General features: G+C 68.2%; 19 protein-coding genes and 1 riboswitch. Of the genes, 9 read left to right on the top strand and 10 right to left on the bottom strand.

All coding sequences use genetic code 11. From position 1 onward, the window contains the following. The first annotated feature begins 10 nt into the window (after positions 1–10). Positions 11–1,579: an exodeoxyribonuclease VII large subunit gene (xseA, locus tag U1E69_RS08700; protein WP_322244004.1), complete on the top strand. Its 1,569-nt coding sequence runs from the start codon at positions 11–13 to the stop codon at positions 1,577–1,579. 173 nt (positions 1,580–1,752) lie between these two features. Here the strand turns inward: xseA and U1E69_RS08695 are convergent, their stop codons facing one another. From U1E69_RS08695 to U1E69_RS08660, 8 genes are all read right to left on the bottom strand, one after another. After that, entirely contained in the window at positions 1,753–2,145 is a 393-nt protein-coding gene (locus U1E69_RS08695) for a hypothetical protein (RefSeq protein WP_322244003.1), read from the bottom strand. Then, on the bottom strand, positions 2,142–2,531 hold the full coding sequence (locus tag U1E69_RS08690; protein ID WP_322244002.1) for a hypothetical protein: 390 nt from the start codon (positions 2,529–2,531) through the stop codon (positions 2,142–2,144). The genes U1E69_RS08695 and U1E69_RS08690 overlap by 4 nt, the downstream gene beginning before the upstream one ends. A 1-nt stretch (position 2,532) precedes the next feature. Further along, positions 2,533–2,949 carry a hypothetical protein gene (locus U1E69_RS08685; RefSeq protein WP_322244001.1) on the bottom strand — a complete coding sequence of 139 codons (417 nt, stop codon included), beginning with the start codon at positions 2,947–2,949 and terminating at the stop codon, positions 2,533–2,535. A 343-nt stretch (positions 2,950–3,292) separates the two neighbouring features. Next, positions 3,293–3,682 carry a hypothetical protein gene (locus tag U1E69_RS08680; protein WP_322244000.1) on the bottom strand — a complete coding sequence of 130 codons (390 nt, stop codon included), beginning with the start codon at positions 3,680–3,682 and terminating at the stop codon, positions 3,293–3,295. 355 nt (positions 3,683–4,037) lie between these two features. Continuing rightward, positions 4,038–4,439 carry a hypothetical protein gene (locus tag U1E69_RS08675; protein WP_322243999.1) on the bottom strand — a complete coding sequence of 134 codons (402 nt, stop codon included), beginning with the start codon at positions 4,437–4,439 and terminating at the stop codon, positions 4,038–4,040. Between the two features lie 3 nt (positions 4,440–4,442). Continuing rightward, a complete protein-coding gene (locus U1E69_RS08670) occupies positions 4,443–4,832 on the bottom strand; it encodes a hypothetical protein (protein WP_322243998.1) in 390 nt (129 codons plus the stop codon). A 58-nt stretch (positions 4,833–4,890) separates the two neighbouring features. Next, the gene (locus U1E69_RS08665; protein ID WP_322243997.1) at positions 4,891–5,283 is read right to left on the bottom strand and encodes a hypothetical protein; all 393 of its coding nucleotides are present in this window, start codon (positions 5,281–5,283) and stop codon (positions 4,891–4,893) included. A 55-nt stretch (positions 5,284–5,338) separates the two neighbouring features. Beyond that, positions 5,339–6,412 carry an alkane 1-monooxygenase gene (locus tag U1E69_RS08660; protein WP_322243996.1) on the bottom strand — a complete coding sequence of 358 codons (1,074 nt, stop codon included), beginning with the start codon at positions 6,410–6,412 and terminating at the stop codon, positions 5,339–5,341. A 683-nt stretch (positions 6,413–7,095) separates the two neighbouring features. Between U1E69_RS08660 and ftsY the strand changes: the two genes are divergently transcribed. The 6 genes from ftsY (at position 7,096) to U1E69_RS08630 (ending at position 12,315) form a co-directional block, all read left to right on the top strand. Further along, positions 7,096–8,310, top strand: a complete 1,215-nt coding sequence (gene ftsY, locus U1E69_RS08655; RefSeq protein ID WP_322244031.1) for a signal recognition particle-docking protein FtsY — start codon at positions 7,096–7,098, stop codon at positions 8,308–8,310. Further along, positions 8,307–9,221, top strand: coding sequence for a hypothetical protein (locus U1E69_RS08650; protein WP_322243995.1), 915 nt, complete (start codon positions 8,307–8,309; stop codon positions 9,219–9,221). Before ftsY ends, U1E69_RS08650 begins: the two co-directional genes overlap by 4 nt. Continuing rightward, on the top strand, positions 9,211–10,083 hold the full coding sequence (locus tag U1E69_RS08645) for a hypothetical protein (RefSeq protein ID WP_322243994.1): 873 nt from the start codon (positions 9,211–9,213) through the stop codon (positions 10,081–10,083). The genes U1E69_RS08650 and U1E69_RS08645 overlap by 11 nt, the downstream gene beginning before the upstream one ends. Then, on the top strand, positions 10,080–10,979 hold the full coding sequence (locus U1E69_RS08640; RefSeq protein WP_322243993.1) for an EamA family transporter: 900 nt from the start codon (positions 10,080–10,082) through the stop codon (positions 10,977–10,979). The genes U1E69_RS08645 and U1E69_RS08640 overlap by 4 nt, the downstream gene beginning before the upstream one ends. Next, positions 10,979–11,587: an inner membrane-spanning protein YciB gene (locus U1E69_RS08635; RefSeq protein ID WP_322244030.1), complete on the top strand. Its 609-nt coding sequence runs from the start codon at positions 10,979–10,981 to the stop codon at positions 11,585–11,587. The genes U1E69_RS08640 and U1E69_RS08635 overlap by 1 nt, the downstream gene beginning before the upstream one ends. Before the next feature lie 95 nt (positions 11,588–11,682). Next, a complete protein-coding gene (locus U1E69_RS08630) occupies positions 11,683–12,315 on the top strand; it encodes a hypothetical protein (RefSeq protein WP_322243992.1) in 633 nt (210 codons plus the stop codon). Between the two features lie 46 nt (positions 12,316–12,361). On the opposite strand, the gene U1E69_RS08625 is transcribed toward U1E69_RS08630, so the two are convergent. Both U1E69_RS08625 and U1E69_RS08620 read right to left on the bottom strand, forming a co-directional pair. Next, positions 12,362–13,480 (bottom strand): tetratricopeptide repeat protein, encoded by a 1,119-nt coding sequence (locus U1E69_RS08625; protein ID WP_322243991.1) that lies wholly within the window; start codon positions 13,478–13,480, stop codon positions 12,362–12,364. A 70-nt stretch (positions 13,481–13,550) separates the two neighbouring features. Then, complete coding sequence (locus U1E69_RS08620; protein WP_322243990.1) at positions 13,551–14,468, bottom strand: alpha/beta fold hydrolase; 918 nt, start codon at positions 14,466–14,468, stop codon at positions 13,551–13,553. A gap of 131 nt (positions 14,469–14,599) precedes the next feature. Then, positions 14,600–14,678: riboswitch (SAM riboswitch) on the top strand. Between the two features lie 50 nt (positions 14,679–14,728). On the opposite strand from U1E69_RS08620, the gene metZ reads away from it, so the two are divergent. Further along, a complete protein-coding gene (gene metZ, locus U1E69_RS08615) occupies positions 14,729–15,910 on the top strand; it encodes an O-succinylhomoserine sulfhydrylase (RefSeq protein ID WP_322243989.1) in 1,182 nt (393 codons plus the stop codon). A 1-nt stretch (position 15,911) separates the two neighbouring features. Beyond that, entirely contained in the window at positions 15,912–17,135 is a 1,224-nt protein-coding gene (locus U1E69_RS08610) for a hypothetical protein (RefSeq protein WP_322243988.1), read from the top strand. The last annotated feature ends 58 nt before the right edge of the window (positions 17,136–17,193 follow it).

Below are 17,193 nucleotides of genomic sequence, written 5' to 3'. Positions count from 1 at the left end.
TCAAGGGGGCATGAGCGAGCTTTTCGAAGACGACGGTCCCCGGCCCTCCGGCAACCAGCCCGAATACACCGTGTCCGAGCTTTCGGGCGCGGTGAAGCGCGTGATCGAGGGCGAGTTCGGGCTGGTGCGGGTCCGGGGCGAAGTGGGGCGGGTCAGCCGTCCGGCCTCGGGGCATCTTTACTTCGACCTGAAGGATGACCGCAGCGTCATTGCGGCGATCAGCTGGAAGGGCCAGGTCGCGCGGATGCAGGTGCGGCCCGAAGAGGGGATGGAGGTCGTGGCCACGGGGCGGATGACCACCTTCCCCGGCCAGTCGAAGTATCAGCTGATCGTCGATGACGTCGCCCCCGCAGGCGCAGGCGCGCTGATGGCGATGCTGGAAAAGCGGAAGGCCGCGCTGGGGGCCGAGGGGCTGTTCGACCCCGCGCGGAAGAAGCCGATCCCCTATCTGCCGAAGGTGATCGGGGTGGTGACCTCGCCCTCTGGCGCGGTGATCCGGGACATCCTGCACCGCCTTCGCGACCGCTTCCCGCGTCATGTGCTGATCTGGCCGGTGGCAGTGCAGGGGCAGGACTGTGCGGCGCAGGTGGCCGCGGCGATCCGGGGGTTCAACGCGCTGCCCGAGGGTGGGCCGATCCCGCGCCCCGATGTGCTGATCGTCGCGCGGGGCGGCGGGTCGCTCGAGGACCTTTGGGGCTTCAACGAGGAAGTGGTCGTGCGGGCTGCGGCGGGGTCGGCGATCCCGTTGATCTCGGCTGTGGGGCACGAGACGGATACCACGCTGATCGACTATGCCTCGGACCTTCGCGCGCCGACTCCCACGGCGGCGGCGGAACTGGCTGTGCCGGTGCGGCTGGAGCTTCTGGCAACACTGGAGGCGCTGGGCGCGCGGCTGACCCGCGGGATCGGGCAGGGCGTGGTCCAGCGGCGGCAGCGGCTGCGCGACCTTGGCCGGGCTTTGCCGCGGGTCGAGACGCTGGTCGCCACGCCCCGGCAGCGGCTGGATGCGGCGGGCATGCGGCTGGGGTCGGGCCTTGGGCTGGCGGTGGCCAGGAAGCACCGCGAGTTCGACCGGCTGGCGGGACGGTTGCAGCCGCAGGCCCTGCGTGGGCTGGTGGCACGGCAGAAGGACCTGCTGGGCGCGCGGGAGGAACGGCTGGCCCGCGCGATCCTTCTGCGGCTGGAGAGGCGGGGCGAGCGTCTGGAGGCCCTTGCGGCGCGGCTGGCCCCGGCGCTGGCACGCATGCTGGCCGAGGCGGCACGGAAGGTCGGCGACGGCCGGCGCGACCTGACCCGGCTGGCCGACCGGCTGGAGGCGGCACCGCGGCAAACGCTTGCCCGGCTGGCCGACCGGCTGGAGGCCCTGGACCGGACCCGCACCACGCTGGGCTATGCCGAGACCCTGAAGCGGGGCTACGCGGTCGTGCGGGGCGACGGGGCGGTGGTCACCTCGAAGGCCGGGGCCGAGAAGGCGGCGAGTCTGGAGATCGAGTTTCAGGATGGGCGGCTAGTGGTGGGCGGCCGGGCGGGGAAGAAGGCGCGGGGCGACGGGGAAAGCGGGCAGGGAAGCCTGTTCTGACCGCGGTGTCCACGAGTGGGCAGGGTCGCAGGCCATGATCTTTCAATGGCTTGCCTGTGGGCCTTCACGATTCCTTAACCGGGGGCCACGGCCGGACCTGGTGTGCGCAAATTCCTTGAGGAAGGAATTTGGCAAATTTCTTGCTTAAGAAATTTGGGTCCTTGGGGCACCGGTCACACGCCGAAGTAGCCCTCGCAGGTGACCACTTCGTCGGCGGGGTAGAGCAGGATCGGGTCGGTCCCGCGGTCGCCGTCAAGCCAGGCCATCAGCCAGTCGCCGCGGTCGTGGTAGGTCCAGCAATAGGGCGTCGGATCGCCCTGGTAGTCAAAGCAGATCTGGTCGCCCTGTGGCCGCCAGGTGCCTTCCAGGCATTGTTCCGCATCACGCCAGATCGCGCGGCGGCCGGGCAGGAAGGTCTCGACCCCGTAGCGGCCGGTCTGGTCATGGGTGTCGAAGGTGCGGCCCTGGACGAAGGCTTCGAAGTCACTTGCAGACAGCGGCGGGTCTGCCTGGGCCATGACGGCGCTGGGCAGGACGGCAAAGGCAAGCGCGAAACGGAGCATCATGCGCCAACCTCGGGTCCGAAACAGGCCAGGGGCTCGGTGGTCTCGGCGACCACGACGGGGGCCGAGTTCGCAGCCGTGCCGGCATAGCGGGCGTGCAGGTCCGAACCGGATCTGGTGATCGTCCAGCAATCGGGGTCGGGGTCATCCTCGTACTGAAAGCAGATCATCGCACCCTCGGGATACCAGTGGCCCAGCTTGCAGTCGTCGCCCAGCACGGTCCAGCGGACCCGGCGGTCGGGCAGGTATTGCTCGACCCCGTAGACCTGGCCGAACTCGGCCCAGGTCATGGTGCGGCCCTGGGTGAGGGCATCGAAGTCCTCGGCGGAAAGGGGGGCCTCGGCGAGCGCCGGGGTGGCAAGCAGAAGGGCAAGGAGGGTTGCGCGCATGTCAGACGCCCACCTCGGGGGCACAGGAAAGCGGGTTGGCAGAGGGGGTGACGGTCTGGGCGGGGTCATCGGGACCGGCGAGGCGGGGTTTGGCCAGGACCTTGTCATGCTCGCGCCAGTATAGCCAGCAGTGGCGCTGGTCGCTGCCGTCGTAGACGAAGCACACGGCCGGGCCGTCGGGATACCAGACCCCGGCCCGGCATGGCCCGCTGGTGTCGGCATCGCGGACACTGCGATCGGGGAAATAGGCCTCGGATCCCAGGACCTTGCCATCGACGGCATAGTCAAGTGTGCGGCCCGTGGCGAAGGCCGCGAACTCGTCCGGGGTCATCGGCTGGGCAGGGGCCGGGGCCGCGAGGAGCAGCGCCAAAGTGACGGCGAGGGCAGGGGTGGGGATGGCGACGACGGCACGGCGCATCAGTCTGCGGCCCCCCGGCGGCAGGGTCACGGCCTTTGGGCCAGGGTGAGTGCCAAGGTAAGTGCCAGTCCTTCGGCGGGTGAACCGGTCCCGAAAGTCGGCGACGGTCTTTCCCAAGCCCCAATCGACACAACGATGACCCGTGGCCCGGCTGCGGGGATGGAAAGCAATTTCATGGGTCATGCAGACAGCCCCAACCGGTGGAGGTCATCGGCCCGGTCACCGCAGGTCGTCCTTGACGTCCTTGCGGGTCTGAAACCGGGTTTCAGCGATCTGGCCCCGAGCGACGCTTTGGCGTCGCTGGTCCATCTGGCCAAACCTGCCGACGGGTCACGGGCAGGCATCAGACACCGACCTCGGGACCCGGACAGGGCAGAGGCTGGTCGGTGGATGCGACCTCGTAAAGCTCGGTGCCGGGCAGGTTGTCGGTGGAAAGCGCGACCAGTGCGCCGTCCTTCAGCCAGAAGGTCCAGCAGTGCGGGACAGGGTCGTAGTCGTAGACGAAGCAGATATCGTCGTCTTGCGGATACCAGGTTCCGTACTGGCACTGGTCGGGCGCCGTCGACCAGCGGACGCGGCGGTCGGGCAGGTATTCCTCGGTGCCGAAGGGGCTTCCGAACTGGCTGTAAGTGATGGTCTTGCCGGTGACATGCGCCTGAAACGCGTCGGCGGTGATCGGAGTGTCACCAAGCGCCGGGGTGGCAAGGAGGAGGGCAAGGGCAAGGGGGCGCATCGATCAGGCTCCTGCAAGGGGGACGGGGTGGGCGCCGGTCGTTGTTCGACCTTGGCGCGGGCGTATCCGCAAGGTGTCCGTGGGGGTGCGGGCGTCCGGAACGCCGGGGGGTGTGATCTGCCGGGCCTTTGGGGCGGGTCCAGCAGCGGCAGGACCGTGCCAGCTGGCAGGACAGCGACCGGGCGTGCCTACCTTTGAAGTGCACGCCGCATGGACGGAAAGACTGCAAAGCCCTTGCGGGCGACGAAAGACGTTGCCAAGGGAAGACCCCTCCAGCGGGCTTCTGGTGGCCCGGGTCCTGATCCGGTCGGCTGTCACCGGACGTTCGGTCTGCACTGGGGTGAAGCGGGGCATGTCAGACCCCGACCTGCGGGGCATGGCAGTCCAAGGGGTCGGACCTGCGGGCGGATTCCCGGATTTCCAGCGGTTGGGCCTTGCCCGAAGCCAGTTCGGTTGCGGTCCCGCGCAGGCCTTCGCCGTCAAGGAAGAAATGCCAGCAGGCCGACAGTCGACCGTCCGTGTAGGCAAAGCAGATTTCGTCAGCCCGGGCGAACCACTTACCCTCAAAGCAGGGCTCACCCTCGAAGGCCCAGCGAAGCGTGCCGTCCGGCCCGTAATCCGCCGTGCCGCGGGCGCCAGTGCTGTAGGTGTAGGTGACGGTGTCGGTCCCGACATGGGCGGCAAAGACGCTTGCGCTCAGCGGGGTTTCGGCAAGCGCAGGGCCGGCCAGAAGGACAAGGAGGGCGACCTTGCGCATCGCCTACGACCCCAGGTCCGGACCGGGGCAGACCAGGGGCTCGGCGGCCTCGCGCGCAAGGTGGAATGACGTGGTGAGGCTGTCTGTGGCGAACCGCCCGGCAAGGCCTGTGCCGTCGGGCCAGAGGCTCCAGCACTTCGGGGCGGGATCGTCCGTGTAGAGAAAGCAGATCTGTCGGCCCTCGGGATACCATGTCCCGGTCTTGCAGTCGCCCCCGGTCCTGGCCCAGTGGACCTTGCGGCCGGGAAGGTAGGCCTCGCGGCCATAGACCGCTCCGTCAAGCGAATAGTCCAGCGTCTTGCCCGTAACGTGGGCCTCGAACTCCTCTGCCGTCATCGGGGACAAGGCCAGGGCCGGGCTGGCCAGAGCGCAGACCAGGAGCAAGGCCCGCATCAGACACTCCCGCATCAGACACTCCCGCATCAGACGCCCCCCATCAGACGCCCCCCCATCAGACACCGACGTCCGGCCCGGCGCAGGGCAGGGGGCCGCCATCGCGGGACGTCTCCAGGATTTCCCAGCCGCCGCCTTCGCCCATGTAGCGGCCACGGATCTTGCCATCTTCCAGGAAATACAGCCAGCAGGCCGCGCCGGGTTCGTTCTCGTATTCAAAGCAGATCTCGTCGTTCTTCTGATACCAGACGCCGTAGATGCAGAGGTCGCCTTCGAAGGCCCAGCGGACGCGGCGGTCGTCAAGGTATTCCTCGGTGCCGAAAAGGCCGCCCCCGTAGTCATAGGTGATGGTGTCGCCACGGGTGGCCGCGTCGAATTCTTCGGCGTTCAGCGGGGTCTCGGCGAAGGCCGGGGTCGAGGACAGGATCAGCGACAGGACAAGGGTACGCATCCGGGGCTCCGTTTGGATCGAGGGGAGAGTGCCAGAGAGCGATCGGGTTGGCCAGTCAAGCCGCCGTGTCCGTCGTGCTCTTGCCGGGTGGGGAATTCCGCAGGCGCGCAAGGTGCGGCGCCAATGCGCGACGCCAAAGGCGCGGGGCGAGGGCCAGCATGCAGGCAAGCGGCAAGGGCCAGGGCAGGCGGGGGGCGTCCTCGGTCAGGCGCAGGGCGGGGAAGGGGCGCAAGGGGTGGACGTGGTGGTCGGAATGGCGGGGCGCGTTCAGCATCAGGGCTGCGCTGAACCAGTGTGCGGTGTTCCAGCTATGGCCAAGGCCGACCGGTTCCAGCTTTCCGCCGGGCAGCCGGGCGCGGGTCAGGCCATAGTGCTGGACGTAGTCGGACAGAAGGATCTGGCTTTGGGCGTGCAGGGCAAGGCCGGTCCAGACAAGCACCCCCGGCAGCCCAGCGATGAGCGCGGCAAGCAGCAGGGCCGCGGCACTGCCGGTCAGATACAGCGCATAGGGGTGCAGGCCGGGGCGATCGGCCCGAAGCGCGGTCTCGGCGCGGGCACCTTCGCGAAAGCTGCCGATCCAGGCGCGGCGCGCGAAACGGTAGAAGCTTTCCCCCTCGCGCGCCGAGTTGGGATCGTCGCGGGTCGCGACATGGCGATGGTGGACCAGGCGATGCGCACTGGCGTGCTGGCCGAACAGGATCGCGGCGTAAAAGGCGGCTCCCAGACGGAAAAGGCCGCGCCCGGGGCGGTGGATCAGCTCATGCGCGGCGGGGTGGGCGACCTGGCCAAGCCAGAAGCCTGCGGCGAAGAAGAGCAGCACCTTTTCGCCCGTATCAAGGGTGCCGTCCCCCGTGCTGTGCCCCGCGATGGCCCAGGTGGCAAGGGGTAGAAGACCCAGCGCGCCGAGGCCGACGAGGACCAGAAGCAGGTTGGCCCCGGGAAACTCGGCATCTTCCGCGGTGCCCGAGGTCAGGGGAAGCAACTGGTCAAGAACCAGCGTCAGGACCCCCATGTAAAGGAAGGCCAGCCACAGCCACAGCCCACCTTGCACCATGCCAAGGGCGACAAGCGGCAGCGGCAAGAGGGTTGCCAGCGCAAAAGCCGAAAGGGGCAGAGGACGGGGTTGCATCGGGCGGTCCGGTCAGGGGGCGGTCAGGGCATGGGTCCATGCTGCCCGACAAATTGGGCGAAACGCTGGCGGGCGCAACTGCAATGATGTCGCTGGCGGCTTCGTTGGGCCAGTGCAGGGACCTTGCCTGCGGGCTGGAAAGCGGGTTGGGCGCGTGAAAGTCCGGGCGGGCCGCCTGGGTCCAAGGCGATCTGGTCATGGGGGAGGATGCCGCGCGCGGGATCGGTGCAAGCGGACCGTCACGCCTGCGATAAACTGGATGAGGCCGCGGCCCCTAACCCGGCGGATCGGGCGGCAAGGGCATCCGGGCCGCACGTCTGAAATCGCGTGGGGTTTGGAAGGCTTCAGCAAGACCGTGCTGAATTCGAACGAGGATGACGCCGGGTGCACCAAGCGGCAGGCTGCCACTCCGGGGCGGTCGGGGCTGCTTCGGCGGCATGGCTGGTGGCCGTGACCGAAAGTGCCTTGCCTTGGACGCCGCTTCGCCGGGCGTGACGGCGATCAGGCCGGCGGTCTGCAGGAACGGCGGGCTTCACCCCTCAAGATGGTCGTTGCACCCCGCGCCGTGGGGACCTTGCGACGAGAAGACGAAGTCGCACGAGGAGCCTGCCCTGGGGTTTCACGGCCTTCCAATGACCCGCCAAAGGGACTAGGTGAAAGGAAACAGCCCGGGGGTGCCGCCCATGTCGTTCTTCAAGAAGCTCAAGGAACGGATGTTCCGGTCCTCGGACAAGATCGGCGAGGGGCTGGACGCGCTGGTGGCCGAAGGAGCCGAAGGGCCGAAGGACCCCACGCGGGAAATACCGCCATCCGTGCCGGAGTTGCCCGAGCCACTGGCCCCGGAATTGCCGGAACCTGACCTGCCCGAATTTCCTGAACCGGTCGCGCCCGAACCCGATCTGCCGATGCCTGAAGACCCGGCGCCGGTCGAGCAGGCAAGGATGGCGGTGGCCCCCGGACACCCCGTCGCCCGCACCCCCGAGCTTGTCCCAGAACCCACACCCGAACCACCCAAGCCCGGCCTTCTGGGGCGGCTCTTCGGGCGGGTGGCGGTCGAGGAGCCCCGGCGCGTGCTGGACGATGCGATGCTGGAAAGCCTGGAGGAGCTGCTGATCCAAGCCGACATGGGCGTCGATACGGCGGTGCGGGTGACGGCGAACATCGCCGAGGGGCGGTTCGGGCGGAAGATTTCCACGCGGGAATTGCGCGCAGCGCTTGCGGCCGAAGTGGCGCGGATCATGGAGCCGGTGGCGCGGCCGATGCCCTTGTACCCGCAGAAGCCTCAGGTCGTGCTGGTGGTGGGCGTGAACGGATCGGGCAAGACCACGACGATCGGCAAGCTGGCCAGTCAGTTCAAGGCGGCGGGCAAGACAGTGGTGATCGCGGCGGGCGACACGTTCCGCGCGGCGGCGGTGGAGCAGTTGCAGATCTGGGGCCAGCGCGCGGGGGTGCCGGTGCTGACCGCTCCCGAAGGCTCGGACCCGGCGTCGCTGGCGTTCGACGCGCTGACCAAGGCGCGGGCGGATGGCGCGGACCTGCTGATGATCGACACGGCGGGGCGGCTGCAGAACCGGCAGGACCTGATGGAGGAACTTGCCAAGATCGTCCGCGTCATTCGCAAGGTCGACCCCACGGCGCCACACAACACCTTGTTGGTGCTGGACGCGACGACCGGCCAGAACGCGGTGGCGCAGGTCGACATCTTCCGCAAGATCGCCGATGTGTCGGGCCTGGTGATGACCAAGCTGGACGGGACGGCCAAGGGCGGCGTGCTGGTCGCCTTGGCCGACAAGTTCGGGCTGCCGATCCATGCCATCGGCGTGGGCGAGCAGATCGACGACCTTGCCCCCTTTGACCCCGAAGAGTTCGCCCGCGCGCTGGTCGGGGCCGAGGCATGATCCGGGCGGGCGTTGTCGCGCTGCTGCTGGCTTCGCCGGCGGGGGCGGAAAGCTTCTGTGCAACGGCCTGGACCAAGGTCTCGGCCGGGCTGACGGCCTTTGGAACGGTCAGCGGCACCGTGCGGCAGGACGGGGACTGGTGCGTCGTTCAGGGCGCGATCCTGGACCTTGACGGGCAGTATCTGCCGGATTGGCACCTGGACCTGCTGCGCGTCCGCGGTTCGGCGCTGGGCTGGCTGGTCGATGGCTCGACCCTGCCCGAGGGGCTTGAGATCGCGGTCGAGGGGTTGCGTCTGGTCGTGCAGACCGGCGACCCGCAAATGGACTGGCTTTTCGCCGCGCAATCCCGCCCGAACGCGATCAATGCCGATGCGGCCCTGTCTTGGGACGCCAAGGCACGGGTGCTGCGGCTGGAAGGGCTGAGCATCGACTTCCCGGGGGAGAACCTGATCGAGGTCTCGGCGCTGGTGCGGGGGGTGGACCTGTCCTCGACCGGGGCGATGCAGATGTCCCTGACCAGCTTTGCGCTGACCGAGGCGGACCTGGCGGTCACCACGCATGGGCTCTTCGAAGGGTATGCCCTGTCGGCGCTGGCACCGATGCTGCTGCCGGTCGAAGGTGACATGGACGCAGCGGCCGAGGCGATCCGGGCCGACCTGCTGGCGGGGGTGGGTGACTTGGCCGAGGGCAGCTTTTCGGCAGACAGCAAGGCCGCCCTGCGGGCGCTGGTGGCCGAGTTGCCGAACCCGTCGGGCACTCTGACCCTGGGCCTGCGGGCCGAGGCGGGCCTTGGCCCGGCGCGGCTGGGGGGCTACGCCATGACGGGTGTGCCTGGGACAGTGGCCGAGGCGGCCCCGCTTCTTCAGGGCGTGACGGTTGATGTCGGTTGGACGCACACGGATGCGCCCTAGCATTGGCTGCGCGCTGGTGATTGCGCTGGCCGGTCCGGTCGCGGCAGAGCCTGCGGAGTGTCGAAGGCTTGCGGTGGTGCTGGCGGGGCTGACGGGCTTTGCGGTGACGGCCCCTCCGGCGGGGCCCGAGGACGGGTGGTGCGTCTTCGACCGGGGGGTTCTGAAGGCCCAGGGCCCGCCGGACCTGGCGGTGGAACGACTGCGGCTGAAGGGCGAATGGGTCGACAGTGTGCTCGTGGCGCTTGTGCTGGAGGCGAGCGGTCTGCGGGTGGCCCCGGGCCTGCCGCAGAGCTACCTGGACCCGGTCTTGCGTGAGACGTTGCGGCTGCAGACGGCAGAGGTGACGGCCACGGTGCGCGTCGGGCCGGAGGGGCTGGCGCTGCGGGACGCGCGGCTGCGCCTGACGGGCGGGACCGAGGTCAAGGTCGAGGTGGACATCGGCGGGGCGGGGTTTGCGGCGGGGTCGCTTCTGGCCGGTCGGCTGACCTTTGCGCGGATCGACTGGCGCAATGACGGCAAGTTTCTGCAGCCAGTGATGCAGGCCTGGGGGGAAGATCTGGTGGACGGGGCAACGGGCGAAGCCTGGGTAGGCGCCGCGCGGCTGGCCTTGCGCCAACTGGCAGGGAACCTGCCGGTGTCGCTGTTCCCGGGCGATGGGCTGGACCGGCTGGAGGCGGTGATTGACGCCTTGCCGCAGGGGCGGGGGCGGCTGGTGCTGGAGTTCCGCTCGCCCGAGGGGATCGGGATGGCCGAGGTCGGGATCGCGGCGCTGTCGGGCGACCCGCTAGGCCCCGAGGCGCTGGCGAGGCTGTTCGCCGGGGCAGAGGTCATGCTGGACTGGCAGCCTGGGCTGGCCCCTTGACCGAATATCTTCGCTCGATCGAGGGGACGCCTGCGGGGCATGACGTGGCCTTGGCGCTCGCGCTCTTGGCGGCTGTGCTGCATGCGCTGTTCGGGGCGTTGCAGAAGGGGCGGCATGATCCCTGGCTTTCGCGCGCCGCCATCGATATCAGCTACGGGGTGATCGCGCTGCCCTTCGCGCTGTTCGTGGTCCCCTGGCCGGAACCCCACATGTGGCCGATCTTCGCGGGGGCCGTGCTGATCCACATCGTCTACAAGGTGCTGCAGGCGATGACCTACACGCGGGGGGCCTTCACTGTGGTCTACCCCGTGGTGCGCGGGACGGGGCCGTTCTTCACGGTCATCGGCGCTGGGATCGTCTTTGGCGAGACCTTTGCGCCCGGCCAATGGGCGGGGCTGGCGCTGCTGGTCGGCGGAATCCTGGGGCTGGCGGCCTGGAACCTGACCCATGTCACGGTGGACCGGGCGACGATGGTCCCCGCACTTTGGCTGGCCGTGGCCACGGGGGCGATGGTCGCAGTCTACACCACCTATGACGCTTACGGCATCCGCGCGACGGCGGACCCGTTCACCTTTCTGGCCTGGTTCTTCCTGCTGGATGGCATCTTCATCCCGCTGGTCACGCAGCGCCGCTGGCGGCAGCTTCCCGCCACCGAGATCGTCCCCCTGATGAAGCGGGGTGTCCTGGGCGCTTTCGTCGCCTATTTCAGCTTCGGCTCGATCATGCTGGCCACACGGCTGGACAAGGTCGGCGAGGCGGCGGTCCTGCGCGAGACCTCGACCGTATTTGCCGCCTTGATCGGCTGGCTGGTTCTGGGCGAGAAGGTGGGGCCCGTCAGGGCAGGTCTGATGGCGTTGATCGCCATTGGCGCAGTGATCATGGAATGGGCGGGATAATGGCCGAGCGGAAGATCAACCCGATACTGAAGCAGGCGCTGGAGCTGGGGCCGACGATTCTGTTCTTCCTGGTCTACATGCGGATCAAGGATGACAGCTACAGCTTCGCGGGGACCGAATATTCTGGCTTCATTGTGGCAGCCCTGATCCTGGTGCCACTTTTGCTCGCCTCGACCCTGACGCTGTGGTTGTTGACGGGAACGATCAGCCGGATGCAGATATTCGTGGCTGTGATGGTGATCTTTTTCGGCGGGTTGACCGCCTGGTTCAACGACGAGCGGTTCTTCAAGATGAAGACGACCATCGTCTACGGCACTTTCGCGGTGATCCTTGGGATCGGCCTGGTGCGCGGAACAAGCCTGCTGCAATGGGTAATGGCCGAGGCTTTGCCCATGAAGCCAGAGGGTTGGATGATCCTGACCCGCCGGCTGGCGGTGATGTTCGCGGCCCTGGCCGTGGCCAATGAAATCATCTGGCGCACCCAGTCGACCGAGCTTTGGGTCAAGCTGGAGACCTTTGCGATGCCCGCGGCATTGTTTCTGTTTCTGATGGGAAACTTCATGGCGCTGCAGCGCTACATGATCGACCCGGAGGCCGAGAAAGAGTGACGGCGCGGGGGGGAATGCCCCCTTGGAGACCGGCTTCTGCCGCAGGTCTGCCTTGATGCGTGGCTAGCTTGAGGACACCAAAGAAGGGTCCTGCCATGTACCGCTCGCCACTTGATCTCGTCCGCCTCTTTCTCAGCCTGTTCCAGGATCTGCCGCCGCTGTCGCGGGCGCTGTATCTGCCGGGCGCGGTGCTGCTGATCGGGTATCCGCTTCTGTCGGTGCTGCTGGGGCCGGATCATCATGGCCAGGCTTTCGCGACGGCCTTCCTCGCGGCGCTGGCAGTCAAGATCGGGATGGGGTTCGAGGGCATGGTCAAGCGGATGCTGACCCGCTACTCCCCGACCCAGGCGGTCGTCTTCGCGCTGCTGTTCGCCGGGTTGCCGCTGGCCGTTCTGGCGCTGGTGGATGATCCCTTGTGGTGCCAGCGCATGCAAAGCCTGTTCTACGTGGTGATCGCCGGGATCTTCCTGCAGGACGTGCTGAACGGCCGCACCGCGACCGCTGCAAGCTTCTGGCCGCATGAGGAAATGCGTGCGCACCTGCCGAACCTGACCAAGATGATGGTGGTCTACAACTTCACCTTCCTGATGCTGAACGAAACCATGATCCGCATCGTCGAGCCGTCACAGTGGCTGCTGTTCTGGGCGGTGCTGCCGGTGATCGGCCACATGATCCTGCGCGCCATGGTCCTGACGGTGATCAACCTGGACGCCGGCCACAAGGCCTGAGCGGATTGCCAGACAGACGGACAGGGCGCCCCAGGGGCGCCCTTTGTCATTTCGACATCACGCAGGCAGTCTTCTTGACGTCGATGCAGCGGCGCAGCGCGGTGAGAACGCCCGCAGGCGCGTTCGACAGGGGCAGGAAGCCAAGCTCGGACAGCTTTCGGGCGTAGGTCCTGGACAAACCTGCGTCGAGGGTCATCGCGGCCTCGTAATTGGCGAAGGCGTCGTCCATCCGGCCAAGGCTTGCGTCGATGCGGGCGAGGGTGTCGTGGTAGACCGCCTCCATCCGGGCACCGTCGGGGTTCTGCCGCAGGACCTGGGTGACCTGGTCCGCCTCGGCGGCCTTGCCGTCGGCCAGAAGGGCGGCCCCCTGGACGTTCACCGCGGCCAGGTTCTGCGGGTAGCGCTGCAACAGCGCGGCGGCTTCGGTCGCCACGGTGGCGGGGGGCGCGTATTCGCCAAGCGCCAGCAGGCGGCGGGCCAGGATGTCCTCTTCGATCGCGGGATTCGGGTCGGGAATGGTGCCGGGACGCAGCGCCTCGTCTGCGACGGCAACGACGTCCTGGGGACGGCCCAAGGCGGACAGGGCGGCCAGCTTGTTGCGGTAGGCGTTCTGATAGCCCGGCGCCAGCGCGATGGCGGTGTCGAAGTAGGCCAGCGCCTCGTCCGCGCGGCCAAGGTCGATCAGGCAGCGGCCCTTGATCTCGTTCGCATAGGCATATTGCGGGTCCAGCCGCAGTGCATTGTCGGCGTCGTCGGAACAGCGCTGGCCTTCGCGGAACTGCCACCAGGTTTCGGCCCGGTTGGCCCAGGCCGAGATGTAGTCCTCGGTCGCCAGGGCGGCGGAATAGTGCGCCAGCGCTCCGGCACTGTCGCCCTGGTCGTAGCGCACATTGCCCAGCTCGACCCAGACCCAGGCACTGCCGGGGGTGTAGCCAAGCGCCTGCTGCAAGGTCGCGGCGGCCTCGTCGTATTGACCGAGCATCCGCTGCGCTTCGCCCTTGTAGGACAGTGCGAGGGAGGCGTCCTCGGGGGTGGTGGCGTCCTGGAAGGCCTGGTCGCACAGCGTAACTTGCGTTGCGGGGTCGGCTGCGCGGTCGATGCAGGATTGCGCCCAGGCCGGGGCCGCGGGGGCGAGGGTGGCAAGGGCAAAGAGGAAACGGCGCATGGGGGCCTTGGGGTGAGGGACGGTCCTGGGGGCGACTTCCGGCAAACCGTCCCTTACCCGGCGGCAGAAATCAAGCCCGGCCAAGGGGTGTGGGGCCGGGGATGATCCGAAAGCCCCGCGCGCCCAGGACCAGTCGGGACCAGCGCCGTCCGGGGCGGCCGAGGGGCAGGTCGGCTATGCTGATCCTGCCGTCGATCAGGGCGCGGTAAAGGGCGATGGTCCCGGGTCGCAGGTAGGGCGACCAGTGGCAGATCCGGCGCGGCGGGTCGGAAAGCGGATGGCCAAGTGCGGCCAGCACCTTCAGCGTCTCTGGCTGGTCGATCCAGAGGTCGCGCCAGTTCGGCACGGACCGGCCGAGGCCCTGACCGATCGAGGTGCGACAGCCCAGGTGGATGCCCCATTCGAAACAGGCGTCGAAAAGGTCATTCTCGCGCGTGGTGACGTTGATGATCTCGGCCGCGCGGCCGGCAGGGGTCTGCAAGGCCCTTTGCGCCCGGTCCCGGGTTTCGGCGGCGGCCAGCAGGATCAGGCGGGTGATCTGGCCCGGTTCGACCAGGGGAAGCGCGGCCAGCGCCACCCGTGCGCCCATCGAGTGCGCGATGACCTGCACGCCGCGCCCGGTCCGGTCATGCACATTGCGGACGATTTCGGCCAGGGCATCGCCGGTCTGCCAAGCGCGCAGGTGGGCGCGCCAGGGATCGCAGCGGGCATTCCAGCCAAGCGCGACGCCCAGGCCCTGCGTGCCGTCAAGGCCCAGATGCCGGGGCCAGCTGACCGCCCGGCGATCCTCGGGCGCGGGGTCCAGCGAGAGGATCGAGCCGTGCGGACAGTCGCGCGCAATGCCGGGGGCGTAGCGCCAGCCGTGGATCATGACGACAACGGGGGCGTCGGGGGGCAGGGCCTTCAGCTTGCGGGCAAGCCGGTCCCGGTCAAGCCGCAGGCCACCAGGTTCAAGATCGGCGCGGATGGGGCGGGGATCGTGGGTCATGACAGCGCCACCACTAGGGCTTGTTGCCGAAGGTCTCGCTCAGCCCGGAAACGCGGCGGTGACGCGGCGGTGACAGGCGCATGACGCACCAGATATTGTGGCGGGTTGACCACACCCCCTTGCGGGCGTATTCAAACGGTCGTGGCGATTTGTCCTCCGGATTGCGGGCCACGTTAAACAAACCGCTAAAGAGGTGAAGGGCATGGCCCCGGCACCTTCTGGTTGTCCGGGGCTTTTTTATTGGCCGGAGGGCCCGCACGATGACGAAGGACTGGAAGACCCGCACGCAACTGGTGCACGAAGGCACCCGCCGCAGCCAGTATGGCGAGATGGCCGAGGCGATCTTCCTGACGCAAGGGTTCGTCTACCCCACGGCCGAGGCTGCCGAGGCGCGCTTCGTCAAGGCGGGCGAGGACGAGTTCATCTATGCCCGCTACGGCAACCCCACGACCCGGATGTTCGAGGAACGCATCGCCGCCCTGGAGGGCACCGAAGACGCCTTCGCCACGGCCAGCGGCATGGCGGCGGTGTCGGGCGCGCTGATGTCCTGCCTGCGGGCGGGGGACCATGTGGTCAGCGCGCGGGCGCTCTTCGGGTCTTGCCTCTACGTGCTGGAAGAGGTGCTGCAGCGCTTTGGCGTCCGCGTGACCTTTGTCGATGGCGCGGACCTGGACCAGTGGCACAAGGCGGTCACTCCGGGCACGAAGGCGGTGTTCTTCGAGTCGATGTCGAACCCGACGCTGGAACTGGTGGACATCCGCAGCGTCAGCGAGATTGCCCATGCGCAAGGCGCGCTGGTGATCTGCGACAATGTCTTTGCAACGCCGATCTTTTCGCGGGCCGTGGAGCAGGGCGCGGATGTGGTGGTCTATTCCACCACCAAGCACATCGACGGGCAGGGGCGTGCCCTGGGCGGCGTGGTCTGCGGCACGAAGGACTTCATCCGCAAGGTGCTGGAGCCTTACATCAAGCACACCGGCGGCTCGATGAGCCCGTTCACTGCGTGGATGCACCTGAATGGCATGGCGACGCTGGACCTGCGCTGCCGGGCGATGGCGGATACGGCGCTGACGGTGGCCCGCGCGTTGGAGGCGCATGGCAAGGTCACCAGGGTGATCTATCCGGGCCTCGCCAGCCACCCGCAGCACGCGCTGGCGATGGCGCAGATGGGGTCCGGCGGGACCCTCGTGACATTCGAGATCGCTGGCGGGAAGGAGGCGGCCTTCCGCTTCATGAACGCGCTGGCAATCGCCAAGATTTCCAACAACCTGGGCGATGCCAAAAGCATTGCGACGCACCCTGCGACGACGACCCATCAACGCCTGCCGCAGGACCAGAAGGACGTGCTTGGGATCACGCCCGGCCTGATCCGGCTGTCTCTGGGGCTGGAGGATGCCGGCGACCTGATCGCCGACCTCGCCCAGGCGCTGGCCGTCGCCTGAGGTGGCCCGGCCAGGCGGAGAGCTGGTACTGTATCTGGGCCTTGGCCAGTCGCTCCTGGCCCTGGTGCCCCGGCTGCGTCCCCTGGGTGAGAAGCCTGGGCTGTTGGACGCAGAGAAAGCCTGGGTTTTCGCTGCGACGGGTGATCCCCGCGTCGCCGCCGACCCGACAGAGCCGCTTTCCGACGACGCGCTGACCCAGCTTCATCCGCATCTGCGGCAGGGACGGTCGGGGCCGCTGACCGCGTCATCGGCGGCGATCCTTCCGGCGCTGCAGCCGGACGACCAGCTTCTGACGGTGAACCTTGCGCGACGCAACACTGTGGTCGAGGCTTTCCTGCCGGGGACCGTGACCTTCCGCAATGTCCAGCACTGCCTGCGCCGCGCTGCCGATGTGGCGCGCGCGCGGGGCTTGCGGTTCGAATGTCTGGTGGTGTCCTGGGTGCAAGGTCAGGCCGATGCGCGGACCCCGCATCGGGCCTATGTCCAGCAGCTGGGCGCGCTGGTCGACGGGCTGCAGACGGCCGTCGACGCGGTGACGGGCGGGCGGGGGCGACTGCTCTTCTGCCTGAGCCAGACGACGGCGTTCTACGAGGCAGGGCGGCGTGGGGTGCCGCTCGCGCAACTTGAGGTTGCCGAAGCGCGTGTGGGCCAAGTGGTGCTGGCCGGGCCGGAGTATATGCTGGAGCGATCCGACGGGGTGCATCTGAAGCCGCGCGGCGCGGTCCGGCTTGGGGCAATGCACGGCCGGGCGATCCGGCGGACCCTGACGGGCGAGGGGTGGGCGCCGCTGCGAATGATCGACGCGCTGGTTGTCGGGGCCGAAGTGAAGGTCACGTTTGCGGGAGGTCTGGGCGATCTGGAACCCGCGGGCGAAGCGTCGGGTCCGGTCGAAGTCGGCGTGCGGACGCTGCCGCATCTGGGCTTTGTCTGGCAAGCGCCACGGGGCGTGGCGACCAGAATTGTCGAGGCCAGCGTCACCGGCCCGCGCGAGGTCAGCCTCACGCTGTCCCAGACCCCGCCGCATCTGGAAAAGACGCGGCTCGCCTTGGGTTTCCCGGACGGAATCACCATGCCGGAGGGGTTCGTCACAGGCGACCCGGCCACCGCGCAGGGTGGCGCGACGGGTCTGCGGACCCGGGGCGGCGATCCGGGGCCTTTCGGCGAGCCCCTGCAGGACTGGGCCTTGCAACAGCGGATTGCGCCGCACTGGTCGCAAACCGCGTGATTGCGTCCGGTTTTGTCTTGTGTCGCGACGCGGAATCCCTATCTGATGGACATCTGCC

Source organism: Tabrizicola sp. (assembly GCF_034366665.1).
In the GTDB taxonomy this organism is placed as follows: Bacteria; Pseudomonadota; Alphaproteobacteria; order Rhodobacterales; family Rhodobacteraceae; genus Tabrizicola.
The sequence above is the reverse complement of the archived record's forward strand: the minus strand, read 5'-3'. Positions and strand labels throughout refer to the sequence as shown.